Origin of the sequence: Burkholderia sp. AU33803 (assembly GCF_002223095.1) — a bacterium.
Classification (GTDB): Bacteria; Pseudomonadota; Gammaproteobacteria; order Burkholderiales; family Burkholderiaceae; genus Burkholderia.
Genome location: NZ_NKFJ01000006.1, coordinates 1,586,887 through 1,604,180, shown reverse-complemented (window position 1 = coordinate 1,604,180; position 17,294 = coordinate 1,586,887). Strand labels below are relative to the sequence as shown.

The 17,294-nt window shown below is 67.9% G+C and carries 14 protein-coding genes and 1 pseudogene; 7 read left to right on the top strand and 8 right to left on the bottom strand.

Annotation, left to right across the window (positions count from 1 at the left end; translation table 11 throughout):
- Window positions 1-190: 190 nt before the first annotated feature.
- Window positions 191-820 carry a GNAT family N-acetyltransferase gene (locus CFB41_RS24470; protein ID WP_089458198.1) on the top strand — a complete coding sequence of 210 codons (630 nt, stop codon included), beginning with the start codon at window positions 191-193 and terminating at the stop codon, window positions 818-820.
- Between the two features lie 37 nt (window positions 821-857).
- On the opposite strand, the gene CFB41_RS24465 is transcribed toward CFB41_RS24470, so the two are convergent.
- The 6 genes from CFB41_RS24465 to CFB41_RS24440 all read right to left on the bottom strand — a co-directional run bounded on the left by CFB41_RS24465 (window position 858) and on the right by CFB41_RS24440 (window position 8,229).
- Window positions 858-1,289 carry an outer membrane protein assembly factor BamE gene (locus CFB41_RS24465; protein WP_179250151.1) on the bottom strand — a complete coding sequence of 144 codons (432 nt, stop codon included), beginning with the start codon at window positions 1,287-1,289 and terminating at the stop codon, window positions 858-860.
- A 58-nt stretch (window positions 1,290-1,347) separates the two neighbouring features.
- Complete coding sequence (locus CFB41_RS24460) at window positions 1,348-2,598, bottom strand: hypothetical protein (protein ID WP_089458196.1); 1,251 nt, start codon at window positions 2,596-2,598, stop codon at window positions 1,348-1,350.
- A 106-nt stretch (window positions 2,599-2,704) separates the two neighbouring features.
- Window positions 2,705-3,502, bottom strand: a complete 798-nt coding sequence (locus tag CFB41_RS24455; protein WP_089458195.1) for a response regulator transcription factor — start codon at window positions 3,500-3,502, stop codon at window positions 2,705-2,707.
- A gap of 679 nt (window positions 3,503-4,181) precedes the next feature.
- Window positions 4,182-4,655, bottom strand: a complete 474-nt coding sequence (locus CFB41_RS24450; RefSeq protein ID WP_089458194.1) for a GNAT family N-acetyltransferase — start codon at window positions 4,653-4,655, stop codon at window positions 4,182-4,184.
- Between the two features lie 106 nt (window positions 4,656-4,761).
- Complete coding sequence (locus CFB41_RS24445) at window positions 4,762-5,835, bottom strand: hypothetical protein (RefSeq protein ID WP_089458193.1); 1,074 nt, start codon at window positions 5,833-5,835, stop codon at window positions 4,762-4,764.
- 237 nt (window positions 5,836-6,072) lie between these two features.
- Complete coding sequence (locus tag CFB41_RS24440) at window positions 6,073-8,229, bottom strand: hypothetical protein (RefSeq protein ID WP_179250149.1); 2,157 nt, start codon at window positions 8,227-8,229, stop codon at window positions 6,073-6,075.
- A 34-nt stretch (window positions 8,230-8,263) separates the two neighbouring features.
- Between CFB41_RS24440 and CFB41_RS38270 the strand changes: the two genes are divergently transcribed.
- Window positions 8,264-9,571, top strand: a complete 1,308-nt coding sequence (locus CFB41_RS38270) for a hypothetical protein (RefSeq protein WP_179250147.1) — start codon at window positions 8,264-8,266, stop codon at window positions 9,569-9,571.
- Window positions 9,572-9,774: 203 nt separating this feature from the next.
- Window positions 9,775-10,440, top strand: a complete 666-nt coding sequence (locus tag CFB41_RS24430) for a cation diffusion facilitator family transporter (RefSeq protein WP_089458190.1) — start codon at window positions 9,775-9,777, stop codon at window positions 10,438-10,440.
- A gap of 181 nt (window positions 10,441-10,621) precedes the next feature.
- Here CFB41_RS24430 and CFB41_RS24425 read toward each other — a convergent pair whose 3' ends face one another.
- Window positions 10,622-11,812 (bottom strand): LuxR family transcriptional regulator, encoded by a 1,191-nt coding sequence (locus tag CFB41_RS24425; protein WP_069251570.1) that lies wholly within the window; start codon window positions 11,810-11,812, stop codon window positions 10,622-10,624.
- A 281-nt stretch (window positions 11,813-12,093) separates the two neighbouring features.
- Between CFB41_RS24425 and CFB41_RS24420 the strand changes: the two genes are divergently transcribed.
- The 3 genes and pseudogenes from CFB41_RS24420 to CFB41_RS24410 form a co-directional block, all read left to right on the top strand.
- Complete coding sequence (locus tag CFB41_RS24420) at window positions 12,094-13,032, top strand: alpha/beta hydrolase (RefSeq protein ID WP_089458189.1); 939 nt, start codon at window positions 12,094-12,096, stop codon at window positions 13,030-13,032.
- Window positions 13,029-14,153, top strand: a complete 1,125-nt coding sequence (gene ribBA / locus CFB41_RS24415) for a bifunctional 3,4-dihydroxy-2-butanone-4-phosphate synthase/GTP cyclohydrolase II (protein WP_089458188.1) — start codon at window positions 13,029-13,031, stop codon at window positions 14,151-14,153. The genes CFB41_RS24420 and ribBA overlap by 4 nt, the downstream gene beginning before the upstream one ends.
- A 194-nt stretch (window positions 14,154-14,347) precedes the next feature.
- Window positions 14,348-14,560, top strand: a pseudogene (locus CFB41_RS24410) (type II toxin-antitoxin system HipA family toxin); the annotation flags it as partial.
- A 26-nt stretch (window positions 14,561-14,586) separates the two neighbouring features.
- Here the strand turns inward: CFB41_RS24410 and CFB41_RS24405 are convergent.
- Window positions 14,587-15,816 carry a DUF2252 family protein gene (locus tag CFB41_RS24405; protein ID WP_089458979.1) on the bottom strand — a complete coding sequence of 410 codons (1,230 nt, stop codon included), beginning with the start codon at window positions 15,814-15,816 and terminating at the stop codon, window positions 14,587-14,589.
- Window positions 15,817-16,034: 218 nt separating this feature from the next.
- On the opposite strand from CFB41_RS24405, the gene CFB41_RS24400 reads away from it, so the two are divergent.
- On the top strand, window positions 16,035-17,270 hold the full coding sequence (locus tag CFB41_RS24400) for an NADH:flavin oxidoreductase (RefSeq protein ID WP_089458187.1): 1,236 nt from the start codon (window positions 16,035-16,037) through the stop codon (window positions 17,268-17,270).
- Window positions 17,271-17,294: the final 24 nt, after the last annotated feature.

Sequence of the window (17,294 nt, the reverse complement as noted above, 5' to 3'; positions counted from 1 at the left end):
GTGCTGCCTGCCACGCGGCGCCGCGCATCCGCCAGCATGTCACGGCGCGCCGCGCTACCCGTGCGGTGCGACGAACCCGGCGCCACCCATGCGAAGACATTCCGTGACGCACGTGCAGGTTCGCGCATTCGCGCCGCGGCGCACGCCATTGCGCAACACTGATCCGACCGATCGATGACGAGCGATCATCATGCGACTGCCCCCGTTGACCCACCTCGAAACCGAATGGCTGATACTTCGCCCGCTGGTGCCCGGCGATGCGCCCGCGCTCTTCGAGCAGATGCTGAGCGACCCCGAAACGATGAAGTACCTGCCGATCGGGCGTCACGGCGATCTCGCGCAAACCCACGCGTATATCGCCGAAGCCCGCCGCGGCTGGCGTAACCGGACGCTGATCCGCTATGTGTGCGAGTGCCGCGCCACCGGGCAGCTCGCGGGCGTGATCGAACTCACCCCCGACCTGCCCGGCGTTCGCCTGTCGGTGATGATCGCGAAGCGCGGCGGCACACGGCGCCGGCGCGCGTGCCTGATGGCGCTGCAGGAACTGCTCGGCTGGCTGCTCGGCCAGCGCGGCGTGCAAAGGATCCATGCGCATTGCGTGGCCGGCAGCCCGGCCGGTCACTGCATCGAGCGCCTGGGTTTCCGCTGCGAAGCGGTGCTGAAACGTCACGAGCCGCAGCCGAATCGCGATCTGGACGCAGCGGACTGCCTGCTTTACGTGTTGACCCGGCACGCTTGTCCGGCCGCGCCGGCGCCCGATGCCGGCACCTGGCTGCGCGACTTGCTGCGCGATTCGTCCGGCGGCCGCGCGCGCCTGTGACGCAGGCGGTGCGACCCGCCGCGCCGCCTGAGCCGCACTACGGCGCGTCGGCCGGGATCGCCGCCGCGGTCGCGCCCGGCGTCGCGTATTGCGCGCACACCGGGTCTTTCCAGTACGTCGCCTGGACCAGCCGGTGCGCGTCGAATTGCACCTGGTACTGACACGTCGCGTATTCGCCGGGGCGGCCGGTCGGCAGCTTGAAGAGGTAGTTCCACGCGCGGACGCCGTACGTGCCTTCGCTGAAATGCGGTTCATGAATCAGCAGGTACACCTGGTTCTCGGTGATGCCGGGCACGACCTGCCGCAGGTCGCGCGCACTGACCCGGGCGCCGCCGGCAACCCATGCCACACCCGGATCGGGGAACACCGGCGTGCCGTTTGCCGCGGAGGGTGCGGGCGTGCTGCAACCCGCGAGCAGCATGCTGCCCAGCAGCGCGATCGCCGCGCCCTGCATCGTGTCGATTCTCATGTCGAAGCGGGTCATCCCCGTCGGTTGGTCGGTTGAAAAGGAACGAGGCGGTGCACGCTCATGAGCCGCGCCGTGTGCATCCCGCGCGGCAGTGCCAGCGGCAACGCAGGCTGCGACGATGCGGGCAGCCGCCCGCCGGCGTGCGCGGGCGTCGCTCGTCCAGCCATTCGCGTGCCTGCACCACGAACCGCACGACGTTCACCACGCCGGCGGCTTCGTTGCCCGACGCGACGGACGACGGATCGCCCGCATCCGTGCCGGCACCGGTACCGATGCCGGCTTCGTCCGATGGCACGGACGACCGCGTACGACGGGCGAGCCACCCGCGTTCGACGAGGTTGGCCTCCAGTGCGCGCACGCCCGGCAGCGCCGCGCCATGCGCGGCCAGCGAACGTCCCGTGGCGGCCGCGAGCATGCCTGCGCGGCGCATGGTCGCGCTCGCGTAGCGGCCGGCCGTGCCGGCTGCATCGGCGATGACGTCGGGGGCGGAGCGGGCAGTCGGTGCTGCTACGCCGCGTCGCGCCGTAAGCCTCTGCGTCGTGGCGGTGGTGGTGACGGGCAGCGTCGACGCTCGCGGTTCGGTATCTGGCAGTGCATGACCGCGTGCTGGAGTGAACGGCTCGTTTTGCGCGACGGCGCCGGCACCGGCACGCGGTGGCGCTGCGAGTGGCCCTGCCGGTCCGGCAAAAACCGGCGTTCCGGCCAGCACCCGCGCCGTTTCGCCGGCCGCGCCGTCGGCGTGCGGCCCGACGTCGTCCCGACCTGCGGTGTGCAGCGCCGGCTGCGTATCGGCCGCGGATGCCCGGGCGTTACCTGCACCGGACCGAGGAGACAGGTCGCCCTCCGGTGCCGACGGAAGTGGCAGCGCGCCTTCGGGCGCGGCCAGATCAGGTTCCTGCCGCTGGGCCGTGTCGCCGCCTTCGTCGGGCACGATGCCCGATACCGCGTTGCCACCTGCCTGCGCGCTTCCAGTGAGTGCAGGGCCCGTGCCGGACGCCACCGGCCCTGTCGCGCCCCCGCGTATGCCGGGCACACCAAGCGCACCGGGCCCCGTGCGCGGCCACGGTACGCCGTCACGTGCCGGCGCGGGCGCCGTGTCCGCGGGCCGCCCCTGGCCCTGCCCGCCACCGGCCGCGTCCTTCAGTTCCGCGCCCCCGCCGCCGATCACCGCGAGCAGGCTCAGCACGACATCGCCGTCGAGATGCACCGCATCGCGCGCCGCATCCGGCGTCGCGCCGTCGGGCCCGCGCGCGTCGTCGGTCCGGGCGGCCTCAGTTGCCGTGCGGTGTGAGGGAATGTGCGAAGACATGGGAGCGAACCGGGGCGAACGGGATGGCGCGCGCTTCCATCCGGCGAAGCCACGGCAGGCAACGTGCCCCGGCTCGATCGATCGTCGCGCTTGCCCGTGTCATGCGTCAGCGCCCGCCGGCCGCGTGCCGCGCGACCGGCGCATCGATGTCGTCGGCATACGCCGGCACCGGCATCGTCGTGCGTTGCCGTACCGGCGCGACGCGGTGTTCGCTCGTCTGGATGAAGATGCGGTAGCCGACGGCATACATCGTGCGCAGGTAGACGCCGTGCTCGCCGTTCAGGCTGAGCTTCTTGCGCAGCTTGTAGATGTGCTGTTCGAGCGAGCGGCTGACGACGTCCTCCGGGCTGCCCCACACCGTCCGTGCGATCTCGCCGCGGGCGACGTACTTGTCGAACTGCGAGAACAGCATCCATGCGATCGCGAACTCGCGCGACGTGAGCCGGATCACGTCGCCGGCCACGCTGACCGCCGACGCGTGGCGATCCAGCCGGTACGGGCCGCACGTCAAGCGTTCGCGGTCCACGCTGCTGCGCGTGCACTGGAGCCGGCGGCTGGTCAGGCGCAGACGCAGCAACAGTTCCGGCAGGCTGATCGGCGCGAGCACGATCTCGTCCGTCTCGTAGTCAAGAAGGTCGACGGCGTCCATGCTGTCGACCGGCGAGCAGATCAGGATCAGCGGCGCGCGCTGGACGCCGTGGCACGCGCGATGGACGAGCACGGGATGCTGCGGATCGATGCCCCGCTCCATGCTGATCAGGATCGCATCGAACTCGCGACGCGTGAGCGCGCGGGCGAAGGTCGTTTCGTCGTCGAACCGGTCGACGGCGATGCCGTTCGCGGCGAGATGGCTGCAGATTGCATCGCGCCGCGTCATGTCTTTGGAGAAAACCGCAAGATTCATTATCAGCTCGTTCCCTGTATGAGCAGGCAGGAAAGGCGTCGTCCATGCCGGCCGGCGGGCGGCTTCATGCGAGGAGCGATGTCATGGTTCCGACTGCGGCAACTGGATGCTCCGGCGACGGCGACGGGCTGCGTCGTCGAAGGCGGATGCGATGAATGCTACATACGACCCCGGGCAAGGGAGCCGGATCGATAAAGGGAGAATGTCAGGCGAAATCAGCGGAATACGCCGCAGCTATACGCGAATGGTGTCACCTGAAAAATAGCCACGCGGGGAACATTGGTATTGATTTTCAATGCCATTCCCATCATTGAATTCGCTTGAATTCGTTTAGCTTAATCGGTAAACAAATCAATGAAAAATGAGTTGATCGTGTCGCGCAAATTGTTATGCGGACCCCAAGAAAACCGCAATGCGATGAGATTATGCTGCATCCGGCAAACTTTCGTATTGCGCTTATCTGTAACGAATTGTCAATGAGGCTTCTCTTGCTGATTTCACCTTGATTTGTTTATCTTGATGTGTAAACAAATTAATATCGACCGATTGCGCTGGCGACAATCTTTTATGTCGATTCGATTAAATCCGCAATGATTCTATTGTGTCGATTTATGCCGATTTTTCATGAAGTGCGCCTTCCATTCATCGCGCGTCGATTGATGGTATCGGTTCACCCGTTTCAAGGCACGACCGCTTCCGGTTGTGCGAGGTCGCGGTTCATCGCCGCCAGGTAGCGGCCCTCGAGGAACCGGCACTCGTGTTTCAGCATGCCGTAGAGGATGAAGTCGGTCCGGTCGGACGCCCCCTCGCGAATCACCCCTTCGCGCCGGAAGCCGAGATTTTCGTCGAGCCGCTGCGCGGCCGGGTTGTCGGCGCGGACGTAGCCGCTGATCCGGTTGCAGCGCAACAGGATGAACGGGAAGCGGAACGCCGCGCAGACGAATCCGGGCGTGATGACGTGCGGCGAGCCGGCCACCGCGAAATGCATCGCCACGTTGGGGCCGTTGTAGGCCTGATACACGACGCCGGCCACGAGTCGGCCATCTTTCTCGAGGCCGATCGCGTCGTCGTAGTTGGGGTAACGCGCTTCCCCCGTCAAGGACGCCACGAACTGCATCACGTCCTCGCTTCGATCCAGAATGAGCCGTCTCATGCCAATTGCGAGTGCCATGCGGCGAGGCGCGTCGCGCCTGCCGCGTTGTCCGTCGTATCCGGGCCGACGGCGGATTGCCGCTGCCGGCCCGGCCGTGCCCGCTGCGTCAGACGGTGACCGTCTGCCCCTGCGGATCCACTGGTCCCAGCCCCAACTGGCTGAGTTTTTCGACTTCCTTGCCGGTCGCCGCATCCTGCGCTTCGCCCTGGCTGCCGCGCAGGTCGCCCGCCGACACGCTGACATCGGACGCGTCGATCGTTTCGCGGCCCTGCGGCTGATGCTTCCCGTTCGTCGAGCCGGTGTTCAGGATCTCGGCTGCGGTGCTCTTGCCGCTGTCGAACGTGACCGAGCCGTCCGCGTTCTGCTTGCCGATGCTCTTGCCGCTCTTGTCGTAGATATTGCCCTGATCGTCCATCTGCACCTGCACCGTGCCCTTGTCGGTGCTCAGCTTCACGTTGTGCAGCCCCTGGCCGGCCTGTCCGGAGCCGCTCAGGCCGACCGGTAGCCCGCCGTTCGCATACGGCGAGTTGCCCGATTGCGGCACGCTGCCGTTCGGCGACGAGCCGTCCCCGAGCGTGATCGTGATGGTCTGGCCGCCGGTCGGCGCATTCCCCGTGCCGAAGTTGGCGTTCTGGCCGCCACCGGGCACGCTGTTGCCGCCGTTGTTTTGCGGGTAGTTCACCGGGATCGTCGAACCGGCGTCCGGGCTGCCGTTTCCGTTGCCGTTCGGGCCGCGGAGATCGCCCGCCGACACGCTGACGTCGGATGCGTCCATCGTTTCACGGCCTTGCGGCTGGTGCTTGCCGTTCGCCGAGCCGGTATTCAGGATTTCGGCCTCGGGGCTCTTGCCGCTGTCGAAGGTGAACGAGCCGTCCGGGTTCTGCTTGCCGATGCTCTTGCCGCTCTTGTCGTAGAGGTTGCCCTGGCTGTCCATCTGCACCTGCACGGTACCCTTGTCCGAGCTCAGCTTGACGTTGTGCAGCCCCTGGCCCGCGCCACCGAGGCCGTTCACGCCACCGTTACCGCCGGCCGGCGGCTTCAGGAGCGCGGCCAGCGAACCGGCGTCCAGCGTGAGGTTCACCGGCTGGTTCGCCGACGATGCACCATTGGCGCCTGAATTGCCGAAGTCGGTCGGCGTGGTCGTCGACGGACTGACGGTAATCGTGATATTCGCGGCCATATCGGACACTCCTGTCTTTGATTGGAAGTATTTACCCGGCTTGCATTTCGTGCGGTCAATATAGGTGAGTGGATGACACGACACGGGAACCGGCACGTATCGACGCGCATAAATACGAAGCGAAATATCGATTGCAACGCGTCATAATTACCTGACTCAAAATCGCGATCATGAAAAATTGACCGCCTCCTCTGCAATTACCGGCTTCTTCGCCGATCGCCGGCGATTACCGCGACCCTAGCGCCGCCCCATCGCTGAACCGAGTGCCGATTCGAGACGGTCGGTTGGCGACTGCGCCATCAGCCTGACGATCGGATCGGGATCGTCCTTCATCTGCTTGGCCTGATCCTCGTCGAGCGGCTTCTGCGCGACACCGCCGGCCGCGGTCCTCAGGTGGGCGATCGCCTCCATCTTCGACATCCCGAGATCGCGCATCAGTTGCAATGCCGATGCGATGTCGCTGCCGCCGTCGGCGCGCCGGTCGTCGTCGACCGCCTTGCGATAGAACGCCTTCAAATCCTTGTGTCGCACGCCGCCGCTCGCCTGCAGATAGGCGGGCGCCAGCGACTGGCGGCCGTGGCTTTCCTCCAGCATGCCGACCACGCGCGCGGCCGCATGCTTCTTCACGAGGTCGACTTCCTGCTTCTTGTTGTCGGTCGACTTGTTCTCGTCGAACAGGTCGAACTTGAGCGGCAGGAAGCGCCCGATGCGCTGCTGGTTGACGGTGTTGCGAATGCCGTCCCAATCGCCCTTTTCCGTCGCGCCCGGCTCGCCGTCGAACCGTTTCTCCAGCCGGTTGCGCATCGCGCCATCGGCGATGGCGGCCATCTTCTTGTCGCGGTAGTGCTGCTTGAGCGAGTGGGCGGCCTTGCGGTTGTCGAGCAGGTCGCGCCCCGACAGGATCGCGCCGCCTGCGATCGCCGCCGGCGCGGCGCCATGCGTGCCGACCGCGAGACCGACGCCGGCCCCGATCCCCACGGCCGACATGGTCGTCTTGATCGCTGACCGGACCACGCGGTTCTTGCCCTGGACCTCGGCGATGTAGCGCCCGGTCAGCACGTCGAGCATCTTCTCCCGCTGGGGGCCTTCGGGCTGATTCAGGATCGCCACCTTGAGATCGTAGCGGGACTGGAAGTCGGTCTTTCCCGCGACTTCCGACAACGGCACCTCGTGGCCGCCCGTCGCGACCTTCGGCTCGTCGGCGGAAGCCGGCCAGTTCCCCAGTTGCTTCTGGTAGCGGCTCTTGCGCAGCGCGGACGAGCCCAGTTCCTGCGCCGCGTAGACCGTATTCACGCCTTCGTGCGCCAGGGCCAGCGCGGACGCCGGCGAGGCGGTCAGATGCGCCTTCGTCAGCCCCTGCACGATCCCGCCTTCCGGTTTCGTCCTGTTCAGCAGTTGGGGAAGCGCGTTCTCGTTGTCGACCTTGATCCATCGCCCGAATCTGCGCAGCGCCTTCGCGCCGACGGAGGCGTTCGGCACGAGCTGGCCCAGTGCTTCGCCATGCGGGCGCGGCGCGGCTTCCTTCTTCCCGGTGTTCGTCGTTGCGTCCGTCTTTTTGGGTGGGTCGTCGGCGCGCTTGCCCGTGGCCAGGTCGGCCGGCGGCGGGGTCGTGACGGTCGGGGTCGGCGACGCCGGCTTCGGTTTCGTCGCGTCGATCCCGCTGCCGGCTGCCTTGCCCGGTGTGCTGGTAATCGCCTCGAAGTGCCCGTGCTGGTCCCAGACGACGACACGGTGCGTCGGCACCTGTCCCGCGCGATGCTGGCTGCCGTGAAACTGGCCGAGCGTCGTGACCGGATGCGTGTCGTCGACCCCCGCCTGCACGACACCGACCTGCATGTCGACCCCGAACTTCTCGTTCACCAGCGAGACGAGTGCCGCGCCGTGTCCGCCTTCGTTGGTGTCCAGCAGCAGCATCCTGCCCCTCTCGTCCGGGTGCTGCGCGTCGAAGCCGGCGCGGATCTCGCTCACCGCCTGGTCCAGCGCCGGACCGTCGAGGTCCGGCCTCGCGCACTGCACGAGCGCGTAAATCGAGCAGTTGTTGTCGCGGCCGCTGTTGCGGATCGGCTGCATGTCCTGACCGGCCAGCGACCGCTCGAAGCGCTCGTTGGACGCGCGAGTCGCGTCGAGCTGTGCGTTGCGCGCTGCCTGCGGCACATCGGCGACCACCGGCGTGTGCTTGTCCTTGCCGGAAGGCGGTTTGACGGACGGCGGCGTGACGGCCGGCGTGTCGACGCCGGCGGCTTCGCCGAAATACGTGTCGAATACGCGACCGAGACGCGCCACATGGTCGCCCGTTGCGGGCGGATCCGCGGTCTCGGGCGTCTTGGCGGCCTTCGCGACCGGTGTCGTCCCGGTCTCCGTCTCGTGCAGTGTGGCCGCGACGACGGCCGGCACATGCCGGGGCTCGGACGGTTCGACCTCGCTCGTCTTGTCCGTGATCGATGCGGGCCGGCTTTTCGATTTCAGCGAAGCGAGCGACGTGTTCGAGCGTAGCGACGGCGATTTCCTGACGGTGAAGCCCGTCGCGCGCTCGCTGCCCGGCAGCGCGCCGGGCCGCGCGACGCCATCCAGCGCCCTCAGCGTTTCCGCGCCCCAGTCGGACGGCGATTCCCGCGGCGTCTCCGCCGACTTCCGGGGCGAGCGCGTATCCAGCCCGGCAAGCTGCGGTGGCGGCGTCGCGACCGGAGAAGCCTTCTGCTTGCCGGTTTCCGGCGGTTTGCGTTCGCCGGACGTCGTCGAGGGGTCGGGCTGCCGCCGCTCGAGCACGGCATTGCTGATCTTTCGGAACATGGGGATCTCGCGGCAGGATCGTATTGCGCGCTACGTTGGCATAGTGCGGGCGCGGATCCGGCAGCGATACGAAGCGAGCGCCACTTTCGCGAAGGCCGTTCAGGCTCGTCCGCGCACGGATGCCGACAGCGGCGTTGCGCGGCGAATGCGAAAAGACGTTCGGGGATCCGAATGCGTCACGGTTTCAGGCATGACGCATCCACTACACTCGGTTCGACCTGTCCGGCGACCGTCGCATCTTCCCCGGAACACCGTTACACCGTTGCCTGACCGGGGCCGCCGGCGTCCTCCCGATTCTCCCTGGAGCACTTCCACCATGAAAATTTCGTCTGCCCGCAGCGGTGCCGTTTCCGAACACACGCAGGACAGCCCGATCGAGCCTTCCGCAGGAAAGCCGCGGGCGCCTGCGGCATCGTTGGGAAAGCTATCCGACTTGTCGTCGATGGCGCGCCCGAAGCGCGGCGCAGGTGCAACGAGTGCCACGATGGGCGCGGACAACGGCACGACGCCGTTTCACGCCGGCACGCAGAACGATTGCGGCCTGCACACCATCGCGTCCCTCACCGGCTGGTCCGAACCCACCGTGGTGCAGAAGCTCGGGCTGTCGGAGCAGGACGTGAAAGACATCAGCGCGCACGGCATGCAGCCCGATACGGTGACCGCCGCGTTCAAGCACATCAACAACGGCAACGTAGAGCATCGCCAGGGCAGCGCCGACGATCTCGTCAAGGGGCTCGCGCAATTCCCCGAAGGTCACCAGTTCGCGCTCGGCATGCAACGCGATTCGGGCATCGGTCACCTGGTGTCCGCGAAACGGGTCGGCGACCGTCTCGACATCACCGACCGTCAAATCAACCAGACCACATCGGTCCGCAACGAGCAGGAGCTTCAGCAATACCTGCAGCAACAGGGTGCATCGAAAATCCACACCTGGTACGACAAGTAAGCCGCGTACCGGCAACCGGTTCCCTGCCCGATCCGGTCGGGCAGCGCCGGCGAGCAGATCGGCGCGTTGACGGCGACGCGCCCGACACACGGCAACACCGCTGCGCGTGGCCGTTCCCACGATTGCACCGCTGTCACGGATCTGCCACCGTCGATCGGTAGCGTTCGGGTCTCTGATCCACGCTATCGACAGACGAATTCGCCATGCAGCGCACGTCGCGCGCCACGCCCCACGTCTATGCGGCCACCTCCCGCGCCCTCGCCGTCAGCCTCGCGATCAACCTGCTGCTGCTCACCGTGGAGACGGTCGCGGCGTGGTCCGCGCATTCGTCGGGGCTGCTCGCGGACGTCGCCCACGCGGCGATCGATCTCGCGGCCGATGCGTTGATTCTCGTCGCGTGCCGGCTCGACGCACGCCTGCCGCCGGCGCGGCGCCCGACCTACGAACCGCTCGCGCTCGCGGGCCTTGGTGCGTTGCTCGTGGTAACCGGCGCGCAGATGATCTGGCATGCGACGAACCGGTTCGCGCTGCCGCCCGTCGTGCAGCCGGGCGCGGCGACGCTCCCGCTCGTCGCGCTCACGCTCGCCGGCAAGGCCGGGCTGTCGCACTGGATGCTGCGCAAGGCGCGCGAGACCGGCTCCGCGCTGCTCGAGGCGAGCGGCTGGCATGTGCGGACCGATGCGCTGTCGTCGTTGCTGGCGGCGCTCGCGATGAGCGCGGCATGGGTCGGCTTCGGTCGTCTCGACGATCTGGCCGCGCTGGCGATCGGCGCACTCGTGATCCGCACGGGTGTGGGTTTCATCCGGCGCGGCTGTGCGCAGTGGCCGGCGCTGTCGGCATGGGCCGATCGGTCGACGCGCGGTTCGTGAACGCAGCGGGCATCGACCTGCATTAGCCGCTATCGGCGATGAATGACGAAGAGGCTCGCGCGGTGCGAGCCTCTTTTGCATGAGGTCGCCGCCCTCATCGTGCTATACGCGACGCGTCGCCCCTGTCGATGTATCGCCAGACGAATGCGGCCGGTTCCGATGGATCGACCTTGATGGTAGCTTACCCGAGCGGCACGACACTCCCGAGCAGAATCCGCACGAGCGTCGCCTGGCGCGTGACACCCGTCTTCGAGAAGATCGCGCGCAGATGGGTGCGCGCCGTGTTCTTGCTGATCCCCGATTCCTCCGCGGCTTCCTCGAGCGTCAGCCCGTTCGTCAGCAGCAGCGCGAGCGACGTCTCGGCGGGCGTCAGGTCGAACAGCTTGCGGATGATCTCCTGCGCGCCCTGCGGCTTGCGGTCGGGATCGCGCAGGAACAGCGTGACGGCAGGCCGCCGCTTGTTGTCCTCCGACCAGTCGGACAGCAGCACCGTGCGCACCAGCAGCCCGAGGCGCGGCTTGTCGAAGCTGCGCGTGATCGGCATCGCCTCGACGGTTGCCGCGGCCGTGCCGTGGTGCCCCATCACCGCATGGCGGATCAGCCGTTTCAGCGTGCGGTTCTCCTGCGCATCGGTCGCCTCGATCGTGCCGCGCGCAATCGTCAGACCGTTGTTCTGCTTGAGGATCTCGTCGGCCACGCTGTTCAGGTCGATGATCGTGCCGTTCTCGTCGAGCGTGATCGTGCCGATCTGCATCCGGTTGATCGCATTCGCATAGATCGAGCGTTCGACCTCGGCCGTGTCGAGCCGCGAATGCAATTCCACCGCGCGTTTCAGGTGCGGCAGCAGCAGCGCGCAGATCGCCTTGTCGCGCGCGGAAAACTGCTTCGACGCATGGTTGCGGCACACGCGGAAGCGGCACTCGACGCCCGACGCCGTGCGCAGGTCGGCGCCGAGGATATAGCGCACGTCCTGCGGCTTCAGGAACTGCTTGTACAGCTCGCTCGACAGCCAGCCGGTGTCGCCGAACACGTCGTCGACCGTGACCACGCGATCGGCCGGCAGGCCGACGAACGGGTCGAGCGAATAGTAGTAGTTGTTGTACGACGCCTCGCCGTCGCCCGGCACCACCGGGCCGAATTCCGACGCGTGCACGGACAGCGGCGCGCGGCGGTCGCTCGCGGCCGCGCGCAGGATCAGCGTCACGTAGTTCGCCTGCAGCCAGCGCCGGACCAGTTCGAGCGCGCCGGCCCACGGCGGCGTCTCCAGCGGCCCCTGGTAGATGCGCGCCATCAGTTCGCTGAAATCCGCGACGCCGATGTCGGCCTCGTCACTGGTTGCCTGGCTCTCTTGCGGAGCCCATCTCGTCTCCATCAGCACGCTCCATCCTCCATACGACATGTTTCCGGCGCGACCCAACCGCGCCGCCATGATTAAGACGCGTCTAAATTCCGGCGTCATCGGGAGATTCACTGAATGGTGAGAATTGGCTATCCGTGCGAACGAACCATCGTCCGATCGGATGATGTGGCGCCCTGCCCGCTGCGCTGGAATGGCCGTCAGGCCGTGCCGGCAAGCGTCCGGCGCGGACTCAGGGAAAACCGCGACACGGGTTTACCTGATTCAAAACGCATCCGATTCAGACAGGAGTCCCCATGCCGCTCGACCCACAGGCGCAGGCGCTGCTCGCCGCGTTCGCCCAGGCACCCGCGATCGATTTCGCGCAGTTGACCGTTCCCGCGTATCGCGCGAGCCTTGCCGCCGGCGGCGCGTTTGCCCCGGGCGATGCCGTCGCCGCCGAAGAGGACTGGCGGATTCCGCTGTCGGGCCGTCAGTTGTCCGCACGGCTGTATCGGCCCGCCGCCGATGGGCCGTTGCCGCTGACCGTGTTCTTCCACGGCGGCGGCTTCGTGTCGTGCGGAATCGATACGCATGCGAACCTGTGCCGCAGCCTTGCAACCCGGGCGCGCACGCTCGTGCTGTCGGTCGACTACCGGCTTGCGCCCGAGGCGCGCTTCCCGGCGGCCGCGCACGACGCATGCGACGCGGTGCGCTGGGCAGCCGCCAGTGCGCGCGATCTCGGCGCGCGCGCCGGGGCGATCGCCGTGGCCGGCGACAGCGCCGGCGGCAATCTCGCGGCCGTCGCCGCGCTGCAGTTGCGCGGCTCGGGCATCGCGATCGCGCACCAGTTGCTGCTGTATCCGGTCGTCGATTGCGCGACCGAGCATCCGTCGTACGAAACGCTCGGCAACGGCTATTTCCTGACGGCGGACGCGATGCGCTGGTTCAAGCACCACTATTTCGACGACGGCGCCGATCGCGCGTCGCCGCTCGCGAGCCCGCTCGCCGCGCCGGACGTCGCCGGCGTGGCGCCGGCGACGATCATCAGCGCCGAATTCGATCCGCTGCGCGACGAGGCCGAAGCGTATGCGCTGCGTCTCGCGCAGGCCGGCACCCCGGTGACGCTCGTGCGCTGGCCGGGCCAGCTTCACGGTTTCGCGAGCATGCTCGGCGCGATCGATGCCGCCGACCGCGCGCTGACCTTCGGCGCCGACGCGCTGCGCCGCGCGTTCGATGTGACGGAGGCACGATGACGCTCGCCGGCACGCTGGAGATCGTCGACGAACTGCGGGCGGGCCGGATGGTCCTGCTCGTCGACGAAGAGGATCGTGAGAACGAAGGCGATCTCGTGATCGCGGCCGATCACGTCACGCCCGACGCGATCAATTTCATGGCGCGCTTCGGGCGCGGGCTGATCTGCCTCACGCTGACCGCCGAGCGCTGCGAACAGCTGAAGCTGCCGCCGATGGCCGATCGTAACGGCACGCCGTTCGGCACCGCGTTCACCGTCAGCATCGAGGCGGCCGAAGGCGTGACGACCGGCATTTCGGCGGCCGATCGCGCCCACACGATCCGTGCGGCGGTGCGGGCCGGCGCCCGCCCGGACGACCTCGTGCAGCCCGGCCACGTGTTCCCGATCGCCGCGCGCCCGGGGGGCGTGCTCGTGCGTGCGGGACACACCGAGGCCGGCTGCGATCTCGCGGCGCTCGCGGGGCTCACGCCCGCGTCGGTGATCTGCGAGGTGATGAACGACGACGGCACGATGGCGCGGCTGCCCGAGCTGAAGGCGTTCGCCGCGCATCACGGGCTGAAGATCGGCACGATCGCCGACCTGATCCATTACCGGCGCGAACACGAATCGCTCGTCGAACGCGTCGGCGAGCGGCCGTTGCATACGCCCTGGGGCCGATTCCGCGCGATCGAGTATCGCGACACCGTGCACGGCGCGCCGCATCTCGCGCTCGTGCGCGGCGAGCCAGATCCGTCGACGCCGGTGCTGACGCGCGTGCACGAATGCCATTCGCTGCTCGACCTGCTCGATGCGGAGCCGTCCGCGCATTCGTGGCCGCTGCACGCCGCGCTGCAACGGATCGACGCGGCCGGCTGCGGAGTGGCGGTGCTGCTCGACTGCGACATGCGTGGCGACGCATTGCGGATGCCGACCGGCCATGCGCGCCGCGACGGACGCGTGACGGGGATCGGCTCGCAGATCCTGCGCGAGCTCGGCGTGCGGCGCCTGAACGTGCTGTCGAGTCCGTTCCGGCTGCCGGCGCTGTCGGGGCACGACCTCGAGATCATGGCGTTCATTCCGCTCGGCGACGACGATCCGGAAAGCGCACGGAGCGTGCAGGCGAATCCGCTGCGGGCGGCGTGAGGTGTCGACGCGGGATGGGGGCGGCTTTACGCCTGACAGGCTATCGCTTGTTTTTGGCGGAGACAGTCTTTGGTTTGTATTTTGACAACGCCTCCCGCCCGTCCGGCGTCCCGCAGCGATCGTGCTCTCCCGTCGGAGCCCGCATCGAGCGGCGCTTCAAGGTGCTGAGCACGGCTCGGCGCGCATAGGGCGACGAGATCGAGCCACGGCACTGGATCGCGCAGGGCCGGCGCGTCGGCCTGACCGGAGACGACATGCACGCCGCGATGGCAGCCGTCGTTGCGCGCACGGAACCCGCGATCGCCGGGGCTGCAGCGCAGATCCCGGCGGAGTTGCCGGCGGACGTGGCGGATGCGATCTTCGATGGCATGCGACGGCAGGCCCGCAAGCTGGGCGCGGCCGGGTAGTCTCGGCCGTCGCCCGCGGCGATACGCTACGCGCCGGCGGCGAAGCGCCGGCAATGCTCCAGATACCCTGCCTCATGGCTGCTCACGAGCTGGACGATGCTGTTCCACAGCCACATCGGCGCATCGATCGTCTTCGCGCGGTTGCGGCCGAGTTCGGTGCGCCACGCCGCGCGTGTCGGCTTGTCCATCTGGCGCGCGTGGGCCGCGCCGACCACCGCACCGAGATAGCGCGCGACGTCACGGGCATCGTCCTCGGCGAGCAGATCGATGTCGAGCTTCAGGTCCTGCGGCAGCAGTTCGCGGATCACGACCGCGCGGTCGAGCAGGCGCGCGGCCCGCATCCGCTCGCCGAGGGCCGGCGACAGATGCCGTGCGCCTTCCACGACGCGCTCGGCGTTGTCGCGCGGCATCGTGGCCGTTTCGTCGCGCGGTGCAGCGGCCGTCACGCCCTCCTTGATGTCCATCAGACACAGGTCGTCGCCGTCGCTCACGTCGCCGTCGATGTCGAGCAGCACCGCGTAGCGCAGCCGTCCCAGCGAACTGCAGCCCTTCACCCAGTACGCCGCGTCGAGCACGTCGACCTTGCCCCCGTCCTTGCGGCCCTTGAGGCTCGTCGCGAGTGTCGCGATCGCCTCGTCGCCGAACAGCTTGCCGATCGCACGGGACTCCTTCGCACTCAGCGGCCAGAAGCGACGGCCAAGCGGAATCGTCGGCGCGAGCCCTTCGATCCGCTCGACCGCGAGTTGCCGCCACGAGCGGCGCATGGCCTGCTTCATCACGAGGTGCACGGGCTCGGGCCGTTCGGGCAGCTTCGCGTTGCGACTGCCGAATGCCGATGCATAACCCGCCGTCATCGCCTCCATCATGTGCACGATCGTCAGGCCGGCCAGTGCGGACCCGCGCGCGGCCGTCGCCAGCGAAAGCCCGAGGCGGATCAGGTCGTGAACGGGATTGCCGATGACCGTCTGGTCGAGATCCCGGATCTGCACGTCGACCTTCCCTTCGCTGTTCGCGACCGGGCCGAGATTGCCGGTATGGCAGTCGCCGCAGATCCAGATCGACGGCCCGTGCGGCAGTGCGCTGCCGTTGGTCTCGACGAGCCATTCGTAGAAACGCGCCGTATTGCCGCGCACGTACGCGTGGGGGGAACGCGCCATCTTCCGGCGGCGCTGTTCGGTCAGGATCGCCTGGCGCCCGGCGGGTTTCGGCATGCGCTTCTGCTTTTGTTTCTGCTTCGGTTGTGACTGGCTGCTCATGCGGTTCTCCGGATGTTCCTGTCGTGTGCGGCATGCCGCTTCGTCACGATGCCATCGATCGGTGCCTTTCTGCAAACCGGCCGCGTCGCCGATGCCCGAACTCCCGGCTTGCCGTCTCATGCTTCATTCGGCCCGATCGGGGCCATCCACCTGGACGATGCGCGCCGGTGCGGGTTGCGCACAATGACCGTCGAACCCATTCCCGACGTCTCCCCGACATGGAACCCACCGAACCGTCCCCCGCGTTCAGCCCGCTGCAGATCGGCCCGCTGACGCTGCGCAACCGCCTGATCAAGTCCGCCACCAACGAGGGCATGACGCCGAACGGTGTGCCGTCGCGCGCGCTCGTCCGGTTTCACGAATGCATCGCCGAAGGCGGCGCCGCGCTGACGACCGTCGCGTACTGCGCGATCAGCGACGACGGCCGCACCTTCATCCACCAGGCGCGGCTCGACGCGCCGACGGTCCGCCAGTTCCGCGCGCTGACCGACGCCGTCCATCGCCACGGCGCCGCCGCATCCGCGCAGATCACGCACGGCGGATGCTTCACGTTCTTGCCGTCGTTGTCGACCAAACGGCCATTGAGCGCGTCGGGCGGCTTCAACAAGGTCGGCGTGATGAGCGGCCGCTTCCTGAAGCAGGCGATGACGCGCGACCAGATGTCGCTCATCGCCGATGAATTCGCGCAGGCCGCACGCCATGCGCGCGACGCCGGCTTCGATGCAGTCGAGATCCACATGGGGCACGGCTATCTGCTCAGCCAGTTCCTGTCGCCGCTGTACAACCGCCGCCGCGATGCATATGGCGGCGACGCGGCGCGGCGTGCCGCGTTCCCGGTCGAGGTGCTGCGCCGCGTGCTCGATGCGGTGGGCCGCGACCTCGCCGTCGTCTGCAAGCTCGGCGTGACCGAGGGCGTGCGCGGCGGTGGCACGGCCGACGACGCTTGCGAAGTCGCGCGGCGGCTCGAAGCCGAAGGCGCGCACCTGCTCGTGCTCAGTGGCGGGATGAACGTCGAATCGGTGTGGCAGTTGTTCGGCCGCCCGTTGCCCGGCGATGCGCGCGCGAATGCCGACAACGCGATCGTGCGCGCGGCAATGGCGCTGCAGAAGCTCACCGAGCCGAAGATGGGCGCGTTTCGGGAGATGTATTTCCTCGAGCACTCGAGGAAGGTGCGCGCGGCCGTCAGGATGCCGCTCGCTTACCTCGGCGGCGTGCGTTCACGCGCGAACGTCGAGCGGGCGATGCGCGAAGGGTTCGACGCGGTGGCGCTCGCACGCGCGCTCGTGTTCGAGCCCGATTTCGTCAACGGGCTGCGCGACGGCCGGCTCGCGCAGTCGGGCTGCACGTCGTGCAACCGCTGTGTCGTGTCGATGTACACGCCGGGCGGCACCGCGTGCGTGCTGCGCGAGCCGAATGACCCCGCGCCGAACCGCGTGCCGGCCGCTGGCGCGTGAGGCTTGACGTGTAACGCGTGATGC

Excerpts from the sequence above, each read along its gene's own strand:
- CFB41_RS24470 (WP_089458198.1), top strand. The coding sequence starts at position 191 with ATGCGACTGCCCCCGTTGACCCACCTCGAAACCGAATGGCTGATACTT.
- CFB41_RS24465 (WP_179250151.1), bottom strand. The coding sequence starts at position 1,289 with ATGAGAATCGACACGATGCAGGGCGCGGCGATCGCGCTGCTGGGCAGC.
- CFB41_RS24460 (WP_089458196.1), bottom strand. The coding sequence starts at position 2,598 with ATGTCTTCGCACATTCCCTCACACCGCACGGCAACTGAGGCCGCCCGG.
- CFB41_RS24455 (WP_089458195.1), bottom strand. The coding sequence starts at position 3,502 with ATGAATCTTGCGGTTTTCTCCAAAGACATGACGCGGCGCGATGCAATC.
- CFB41_RS24450 (WP_089458194.1), bottom strand. The coding sequence starts at position 4,655 with ATGAGACGGCTCATTCTGGATCGAAGCGAGGACGTGATGCAGTTCGTG.
- CFB41_RS24445 (WP_089458193.1), bottom strand. The coding sequence starts at position 5,835 with ATGGCCGCGAATATCACGATTACCGTCAGTCCGTCGACGACCACGCCG.
- CFB41_RS24430 (WP_089458190.1), top strand. The coding sequence starts at position 9,775 with ATGCAGCGCACGTCGCGCGCCACGCCCCACGTCTATGCGGCCACCTCC.
- CFB41_RS24425 (WP_069251570.1), bottom strand. The coding sequence starts at position 11,812 with ATGGAGACGAGATGGGCTCCGCAAGAGAGCCAGGCAACCAGTGACGAG.
- CFB41_RS24420 (WP_089458189.1), top strand. The coding sequence starts at position 12,094 with ATGCCGCTCGACCCACAGGCGCAGGCGCTGCTCGCCGCGTTCGCCCAG.
- ribBA (WP_089458188.1), top strand. The coding sequence starts at position 13,029 with ATGACGCTCGCCGGCACGCTGGAGATCGTCGACGAACTGCGGGCGGGC.
- CFB41_RS24405 (WP_089458979.1), bottom strand. The coding sequence starts at position 15,816 with ATGAGCAGCCAGTCACAACCGAAGCAGAAACAAAAGCAGAAGCGCATG.
- CFB41_RS24400 (WP_089458187.1), top strand. The coding sequence starts at position 16,035 with ATGGAACCCACCGAACCGTCCCCCGCGTTCAGCCCGCTGCAGATCGGC.